The sequence below is a fragment of the Vibrio sp. 10N.261.52.C11 genome (assembly GCF_041471405.1).
In the GTDB taxonomy this organism is placed as follows: domain Bacteria; phylum Pseudomonadota; class Gammaproteobacteria; order Enterobacterales; family Vibrionaceae; genus Vibrio; species Vibrio crassostreae_C.
The window spans coordinates 1-7,526 of the sequence record NZ_JBFROI010000074.1; the positions used below are offsets into that span (position 1 = coordinate 1).

General features: G+C 45.1%; 9 protein-coding genes. 1 reads left to right on the forward strand and 8 read right to left on the reverse strand.

Features of this window, described 5'->3' with window-relative positions; all coding sequences use genetic code 11:
* Nucleotides 1-66: 66 nt before the first annotated feature.
* The gene (ubiA, locus tag AB4323_RS21535; protein WP_017063773.1) at nucleotides 67-921 is read right to left on the reverse strand and encodes a 4-hydroxybenzoate octaprenyltransferase; all 855 of its coding nucleotides are present in this window, start codon (nucleotides 919-921) and stop codon (nucleotides 67-69) included.
* Nucleotides 922-1,464, reverse strand: coding sequence for a chorismate lyase (locus AB4323_RS21540; RefSeq protein ID WP_164091128.1), 543 nt, complete (start codon nucleotides 1,462-1,464; stop codon nucleotides 922-924).
* A gap of 162 nt (nucleotides 1,465-1,626) precedes the next feature.
* On the opposite strand from AB4323_RS21540, the gene AB4323_RS21545 reads away from it, so the two are divergent.
* Nucleotides 1,627-2,034 (forward strand): flagellar basal body-associated protein FliL, encoded by a 408-nt coding sequence (locus tag AB4323_RS21545; protein ID WP_372153317.1) that lies wholly within the window; start codon nucleotides 1,627-1,629, stop codon nucleotides 2,032-2,034.
* An 87-nt stretch (nucleotides 2,035-2,121) separates the two neighbouring features.
* Here AB4323_RS21545 and glpG read toward each other — a convergent pair whose 3' ends face one another.
* The 6 genes from glpG to ftsY all read right to left on the reverse strand — a co-directional run.
* The gene (glpG, locus tag AB4323_RS21550; RefSeq protein WP_017063770.1) at nucleotides 2,122-2,964 is read right to left on the reverse strand and encodes a rhomboid family intramembrane serine protease GlpG; all 843 of its coding nucleotides are present in this window, start codon (nucleotides 2,962-2,964) and stop codon (nucleotides 2,122-2,124) included.
* A gap of 58 nt (nucleotides 2,965-3,022) precedes the next feature.
* Entirely contained in the window at nucleotides 3,023-3,343 is a 321-nt protein-coding gene (gene glpE / locus AB4323_RS21555; RefSeq protein WP_017061039.1) for a thiosulfate sulfurtransferase GlpE, read from the reverse strand.
* Between the two features lie 440 nt (nucleotides 3,344-3,783).
* Nucleotides 3,784-4,641: an RNA polymerase sigma factor RpoH gene (rpoH, locus tag AB4323_RS21560; RefSeq protein ID WP_017055518.1), complete on the reverse strand. Its 858-nt coding sequence runs from the start codon at nucleotides 4,639-4,641 to the stop codon at nucleotides 3,784-3,786.
* Between the two features lie 177 nt (nucleotides 4,642-4,818).
* On the reverse strand, nucleotides 4,819-5,787 hold the full coding sequence (gene ftsX / locus AB4323_RS21565) for a permease-like cell division protein FtsX (RefSeq protein ID WP_017061038.1): 969 nt from the start codon (nucleotides 5,785-5,787) through the stop codon (nucleotides 4,819-4,821).
* Nucleotides 5,774-6,451, reverse strand: coding sequence for a cell division ATP-binding protein FtsE (gene ftsE / locus AB4323_RS21570; protein ID WP_004736585.1), 678 nt, complete (start codon nucleotides 6,449-6,451; stop codon nucleotides 5,774-5,776). Before ftsE ends, ftsX begins: the two co-directional genes overlap by 14 nt.
* A 78-nt stretch (nucleotides 6,452-6,529) precedes the next feature.
* On the reverse strand, nucleotides 6,530-7,526 hold a 997-nt coding region (ftsY, locus tag AB4323_RS21575), incomplete at its 5' end, for a signal recognition particle-docking protein FtsY (protein WP_102398534.1).

Below are 7,526 nucleotides of genomic sequence, written 5' to 3' on the forward strand. Positions count from 1 at the left end.
TTAAGTGAACGGCATTAACCCACTGGGTGCCTTTTTCTTGAATATTCGTTTGATAAAAACTGATGCTTACCAGAAGGTAACGAACAAACCGACCGTTACGGCCATGCCAACATAGTTGTTATTTAGAAAAGCTTGAAAACATAAGTCTCGGTCACGATGCCGCATCAAATGTTGTTGGTACACAAACAAGCTGCCTGCGGCTAACAATGCCCAATAGAAAGTATCACCCAATTGGTAGTGCATACCTAACACAATCAGCATCGCTAGAGTAACAAGTTGCAAAGAGCCGACGATAAGCTTATCGAAGCGACCAAATAAAATAGCCGTCGATTTAATACCAATCTTCAGGTCATCATCTCGGTCTACCATCGCATATTGCGTGTCGTAAGCAACCGTCCACAAAGCATTAATAACGAAGATAAACCACACAATACTTGGTAGTTCATTGGTTTGTGCAGCCCAAGCCATTGGTATCGCCCAACTAAACGCTAAGCCAAGAAACAACTGTGGAAGATGCGTAAAACGCTTCATGAAAGGGTAAATGAACGCCAGACCCACACCAATAAATGAGAGCTTAATGGTCAGTGGATTCATGGTGAGTACCAGCAAGAATGAAACTACGGCTAGCACTAAAAAGAGCAGAATCGCTTCCTTACTGGAAACCAAACCAGACGGCAGTGGACGCTGCTTGGTACGTTTAACATGACCATCTACTTTACGGTCCGCAAAGTCATTGATCACACAGCCAGCTGAACGCATCAACACCACGCCGAGTACAAAAACAACCAAGACATCAAAATCAGGCATACCTTGTGCGGCGATAATCAGTGACCACAAGGTCGGCCAAAGGAGTAATAGGGTACCAATCGGGCGATTCATTCGCGTTAATTGCCAATACGCCTTCGCTTTGGTGGCAAGCATTTACACACTCTCCTTAGAGTAAATGGGTGATGTTGGTAAAAACAGTTCTGCCACAAGCATCGGTTTATGGTTCATCCATAATCGAGAACGACGCGCGAGTAATCGCTCATCGCCTGCGATAACCCAACCAACTTGCAGCGCATCTCGCTCCACGTTCTCAGCACTAAAAACGGTCAATCCAAGCGGGACATTACCTTGTTGAGAAAGGTCTGAGTGCTGATGATCTTCTAATGTGACTCGGGGAATCAAGGTTCGACCTAACACCCACGGTTCGTCATCACCCTTTAAAATCACTTTACGCAGTAAGCAATCAAACGATGATAAAAGATGTTCCTCGTCTTGTTGCAGCATTGAGCGTTCTACAACTTGATTATGAAGCAACTCAACAGACAGGTGCTGACAGCACTTCCCCAACTTGCGGGAAAGAGAACCTTGCTCCATCAGCCACTCTTTGGTGGTTTCATTAGGAAAATCAAATGTTTCTGTACTTTGCCAATCTACATTCATTAACGAATTAAGATACAGCGATATTGGCTGATTCATACTAGTATTCAATAGGTGACTTTACACGTACAATAAAGCTTCAACTTTCGAACAAAATTAAAGCGTTCTTCGAATTGTAAACGTATTTAGATTTAGACCGCTCATTGTAACAAGACTAATGCGTTTCGAATATCGCGAATAAACTAAAGAAAAGTCACAAATATGCACAAACGTTATGTAGCCCAAATATTTCTTGCGATTACCCTACTCTTTTCAGCATCAAGTTTCGCTGAAGAGGAGTCGGCAGCTAAACTCGCCTACTTCACGCTAGAGCCAGACCTGACCACCAATTTTTACACTAAAGGTAAAAAACTGGGCTACATTCAGGTTCGCCTCGACATCATGGTGGCAAATAGTAACGACTTGGCCGCTATTGAGCATCACCAACCACTGATTCGCGATGCGGTGATTGAATTGCTTGGCAAACAAAACGAAGAAACCATTAAATCTCTATCTGGCCGTGAAGACTTAAGAAAATCCTTAGTTGAACACCTCAACAAGATTTTGCTTCCAGAGACAGGTAAAACCCTGATTGCTGACTTACTGTTTACCAAATACTTTTATCAGTAATGATGTAAAACGAATCCCAATAAAAAAGCGGCTCATCTGGCCGCTTTTTTTGTCTCTATCGTTTGGCTACTCATTAGAAGATATGAATTAGCTTCTTGCCGAGCTTGGTGCTTTCATCGCATCGATAAAGCCAATAATCACACCAGCGGCTAGACCAGCTAAATGCGCCGTATTGGCGATAGCCATAAATGGCTGCATGTACCCAAGCACCAACCACACCAACATAAAGCCGACAATCTGTCTTGGGATACCTAAACCAAGTTGTGGCGCCTTCGCACCAACCACCCATAAGTAACCAACCAAGGCATACACAACACCAGACAAACCACCGAAGTTCGCCCCTTCAACCCAATACTGCCCAGCACCTGAAAGCGCAGAAGAGACAGCAAAGATCTGAAGTAGCTTGAGGCTGCCAAGTTTCTTCTCAATGTCTCCACCTAGCTGCCACCACCACAAAATATTAAATGCGATGTGCATAACAGAGAAATGTAGAACGGCATGACTCAACCAACGCCACAGCTGCCATTGCTGTCCATCCACCGCTGGGAAATGTAGGGCATTGAAAATAGCTTGGCCAAAACCGATCTGTTGCAGCGCAAAAATCACCACACACACCAACATCAGGCTTAGTGTCACTGGGCCTGCTTTGGCTTTGATCATGCCCATGAAGCTTGGCGTGTGGTAATGGAAGTTGCTCTTTCTGGTCTCTGCCATGTCCCAAGATGCAGCTTGATAGCGCTTATGATTGGGCTCAGCCAGAAAACGATTCAGCTCAGCTTCGGTTTCAACCTGAAATTGGCCATCAAGAAGCCAAAGAGCAAAACGCCCTTCTCCCTCTGGAGACATCTGAATAGGGATCTGACGAGAGGCCATATAATCAATAAATGCTTGAGCAAGACGTGGATTGTCTAACACCATCAATCTAATCATTGTTACTTCCTATTCATTCTATGAGGGATGCTTGAGGCGGTTCAGGTGATGAAAGTCATTAACCTGCGATCACTGGAAGTTCAGCACGATGCCAAGCTTCGAAACCACCATCAACACTATATACCTCTTCAAAGCCTTGGTTCACTAAATATTGTGCCGCACCTTGGCTACTGATGCCGTGGTAGCACATCACTAAGATAGGTTGTTCGAACTCAACCTCATCCATGAATGACACCATCGTATCGTTAGTCAGGTGGTAGGCTGTTTTTGGGTGGGCAACCGCAAAAGACTGCGGGTCACGTATATCGACAAGTCGAGCTTCGCCTTGTTCGATGAGGGCTTGAGCGCCTTTAACATCGATATGTTTAAACTGGTCCATGACTTTCTCTTTTTATACTGATTTACTTTGCTGCCATTGTAACCTATCCCAAGGCTAACATTCACATCCACTTAATAAGGTTATCCACCAGCGATCACTTTTACACCATTTGTGGATAAATCTGTGAATTGCGTGAATAAAGTGTCTTTTCAAAAATAGATCCACAACATGTAGTAATGATCCTGATCTAACTGTGGGTTAACTGAAACATATCCCCACTCGAAAAACCCCGTCAAAGCCTTACTACACACTGCTTTTAGATAGCTGACGAATAAACTTCTCACAGAGTTATCCACAAAATCATTTTGCAAATTTCGATCGCAAAAGTTGAGAAATCGATCCAAAACAAAAAGGCCGAGATCTCTCGATCTCGGCCTTTTCAAAATTCAGCTATTTGTTAGCTCTACTAGAAAGTAGAAGCTAATAGAAACTAGATGCTATTAGAAATCACCAACGGCTTGTTTCAATTTCTTCATCGCATTCTTTTCTAACTGGCGAACACGCTCAGCTGAGATACTGTAGGTATCCGCTAAGTCTTGCAGGGTTGCCTTGTTGTCGTCTAACCAACGTGAGCGAACAATGTGTTGGCTACGCTCGTCTAAGCTTGCTAGTGCTAGCCCTAGGCGATTATTGGTGTGTGACTCCCAGTTAGCCGCTTCAACCGTCTCAGCAACGTCTGACGCCTTGTCTTCTAGGTAGTAAACTGGAGCAGTGTAAGCAGAACCGCCATCGTCATCGTCCATAGGCGCTTCAAACGTCGCATCTTGTGCTGCTAAGCGAGATTCCATCTCACGAACTTCTGAAGGCTCAACACCCAGTTCACGAGCAACCGTCTCAACTTCACCGTTATTGAACCAACCCAAACGCTTTTTAGACTTACGAAGGTTAAAGAACAGTTTACGCTGTGCCTTAGTGGTCGCAATTTTAACGATACGCCAGTTACGTAGAACGTATTCATGGATTTCAGCTTTGATCCAGTGAACAGCAAACGAGACGAGACGAACACCAACTTCTGGATTGAAGCGCTTAACAGCCTTCATCAAGCCGATGTTACCTTCTTGGACGAGATCAGCCATTGGTAGCCCGTAGCCAGAGTAGCCTCTTGCAACGTGCACCACGAATCTTAGGTGGGAAAGGATCAAGCCTTTCGCAGCGTCGATCTCACCTTTGTAATGTAATCGCTCTGCAAGTCCACGTTCCTCTTCAGGAGTCAGCATAGGGTAGCTGTTCGCTGAGCGGATATAGCTATCTAAACTATCTTGTGTGACTAAAGCCATTTGATACGCTTGGTTTGCCATTCGGTTCCTCATCAATCTCTGATCTGGAGTAATACATCTATTAAAACCCTACAATCTTGAACCTAAAATGAACAGGTTTCAAGGAGGGGGAAGTAATTATGCATAATCAATTCGTCTATACAAGGCAAAAACTGGTTAAGAAGTGCCTATTTTTCGTCTAAATATGACTCTATTCACCTAAACTGGTTCAATTTCTTTTAGGTGACGCTGTGCAGAAAGCTTTGCAGCCACACTACCAAGCAGAGTTCCGACGATCAAAAGCAGTAAAGATTCATCCCAACTCAGGCCAATTAAACGGAAGTGGCTGTCGTATAGCTGAGCCAAATCATCCACCGCGCTGTTCAGCAATACGGTAATCAATGCCGTCATTACCCAAGCGCTAATCGAACCTAAAACGCCAAACCACATCCCAGCATAAAGGTATGGTCGAAGAATGTAGCTGTCGGTCGCACCAATCAGCTTCATGGTTTGAATCTCTTCTTTATGCGCCAACACATTAAATCGTAGTGTATTGCCGATAATCAGAAATACCGCGCCCAGCATCAATACCGTTAAGGTAATCACGATGACAGCCGCTAATGCTTTGATCGCATCTAATCGCGCTAACCAATCTTCGTCTAGGCGAACATCGGTCACTAATTCTTGTTGTTTAACTGTGCCTGCCAGCTCTTTAATTAAGGTATCGCTGTGCACGCTTGGCGTAATCACCAGCACACCTGGCAGTGAATAATCGTCGAGAATGGTTAGGGCGTCTTCAAAACCAGAATACTGGCTGAGGTCTGCAAGCCCTTGCTGCGGAGAAATGTACTCCACGAGCTCAACTTGATCCCAACTTTCGATTTCATCCTTAAGCACCATTACTCGTGGCTCAGGAATACCATCCTCTACATAAGCACTTATTTGTGACGGGCTAGTGACATCTTGCGCCACTTCCCCTACATTTTTACCTAATAGGTACAAACAAGCTGGCATCGCCAACGCCATAGAGATCACCGCAAGGGTCAGTAAGTTGCCTAACGGGCGCTGCCACATTTGCGAGAACGATGACTTGGCTTGTTTCCAGTGAACAACAAAGAAGCCGTCGCTTGAAGCGCGGTTTGCTGCTCGATTAGATTGAGGTTTTTTGATGCGCTTATTCGCGGCCATAGTCTTCAACCTCACTCAAAAATCCTTGGTTTAATTCAAGATGGCGGTACTGAGGGCGAGTGTTCACTAACCCGATATCATGCGTCGCTAGGATGATCGTCACACCTGCGCGGTTGAATTCTTCAAATAATCGCAACACACGGTTAGATAATTCAGGGTCTAGATTACCGGTAGGCTCATCGGCTAAAAGCAGAGTTGGACGGTTAACCACGGCGCGAGCAATACCCACGCGTTGTTGTTCACCACCAGAAAGTTGGCTTGGCAAACAACGGGCTTTATCTAATAAACCGGTTTTATCCAACGCAGCACTGACTCGGCGTTTTATTTCGTTTTCAGAAATAGATTCAATACGCATAGGCAGAGCGACGTTATCGAAAATCGAACGGTCCATCAGCAGGCGATGGTCTTGAAAAACAATCCCAATATTACGGCGTAAGAAAGGAATGTCTTTGGCTGGGATACGAGTGATATCGTGATCGTTGAACCAGACACGTCCATCAGTTGGACGCTCTATCGCGCAGATCAACTTCAGCAAGGTACTTTTACCAGCCCCAGAGTGCCCACCCAAAAAAGCCATCTCTCCACGTTTCAGGTGAAAGTCCACTTTTTGGAGCGCTTGTCTTCCACCTCGGTAGGCTTTACTCACTTGCTGAAATTTGATCACCGAAAATTCCTCTTACGATCACTAATATCAAATTTAAAAACGGTAGCAGATTAAGGATAAACCACTTTGCTACTCGCGTTACTCTTCGCGGCTAAATAGTGCTTCAATGAAGTCTTTAGATTCAAATGGACGCAGGTCATCAATACCTTCACCCACACCAATGTAGCGGATTGGAATCTGGAACTGGTCAGCAATTGAGAAAATTACACCACCTTTCGCCGTACCATCTAGCTTAGTCAGTGTAATACCCGTAACTGGAGCCACTTCACTGAACAACTTCGCTTGGCTGATAGCGTTCTGACCTGTACCTGCATCGAGCGTTAGCATGATTTCGTGTGGCGCAGAGTCATCAATCTTCTTCATTACACGAACGATCTTGCGTAGCTCTTCCATCAGGTTGCTCTTGTTCTGCAAACGACCGGCTGTATCAGCAATCACAACATCAACACCACGAGCCTTCGCTGCTTCAATCGCATCGTAGATAACAGACGCACTGTCCGCACCAGTGTGTTGAGCGATAACTGGCACATCGTTACGCTGACCCCAAACCTGAAGCTGTTCAACGGCTGCAGCACGGAAGGTATCACCCGCTGCTAGCATCACTTTCTTGCCTTCATTTTGGAATTGTTTCGCCAGCTTACCGATCGTAGTTGTCTTACCTACACCGTTCACACCCACCATTAAGATAACGTAAGGTGTTTTAGTGGTATCAACAACCAGTGGCTGTTCCACTTGGCTTAAGATGTCTGCCATCTCTTCTTTGAGCAGACCATAAAGCGCTTCACCGTCTTTTAGGTCATTGCGAGATGCTTTTTCTGTCAGGTTTTCAATGATCTTAACCGTGGTATTCATACCCACGTCAGCAATCAGAAGTTGCTCTTCTAGCTCTTCAAACAGGTCTTCATCGATTTGCTTGCCTTTGAACAGACCAAAGAAACCAGCACCGATGTTTGCTTTAGTGCGGCTTAGGCTGCGCTTAAGACGAGCAAAGAAGCTTTCTGTCGGCTTCTCTTGTACTTCTTCAACCTTAGCTTGAGGAACTGCCACTTCTTCCTGTTCTGCTTCTGCTTCTGCT

Coding starts and splice junctions, on each gene's coding strand:
- ubiA (WP_017063773.1), bottom strand. CDS start 921: ATGCTTGCCACCAAAGCGAAGGCGTATTGGCAATTAACGCGAATGAAT.
- AB4323_RS21540 (WP_164091128.1), bottom strand. CDS start 1,464: ATGAATCAGCCAATATCGCTGTATCTTAATTCGTTAATGAATGTAGAT.
- AB4323_RS21545 (WP_372153317.1), top strand. CDS start 1,627: ATGCACAAACGTTATGTAGCCCAAATATTTCTTGCGATTACCCTACTC.
- glpG (WP_017063770.1), bottom strand. CDS start 2,964: ATGATTAGATTGATGGTGTTAGACAATCCACGTCTTGCTCAAGCATTT.
- glpE (WP_017061039.1), bottom strand. CDS start 3,343: ATGGACCAGTTTAAACATATCGATGTTAAAGGCGCTCAAGCCCTCATC.
- rpoH (WP_017055518.1), bottom strand. CDS start 4,641: ATGGCAAACCAAGCGTATCAAATGGCTTTAGTCACACAAGATAGTTTA.
- ftsX (WP_017061038.1), bottom strand. CDS start 5,787: ATGGCCGCGAATAAGCGCATCAAAAAACCTCAATCTAATCGAGCAGCA.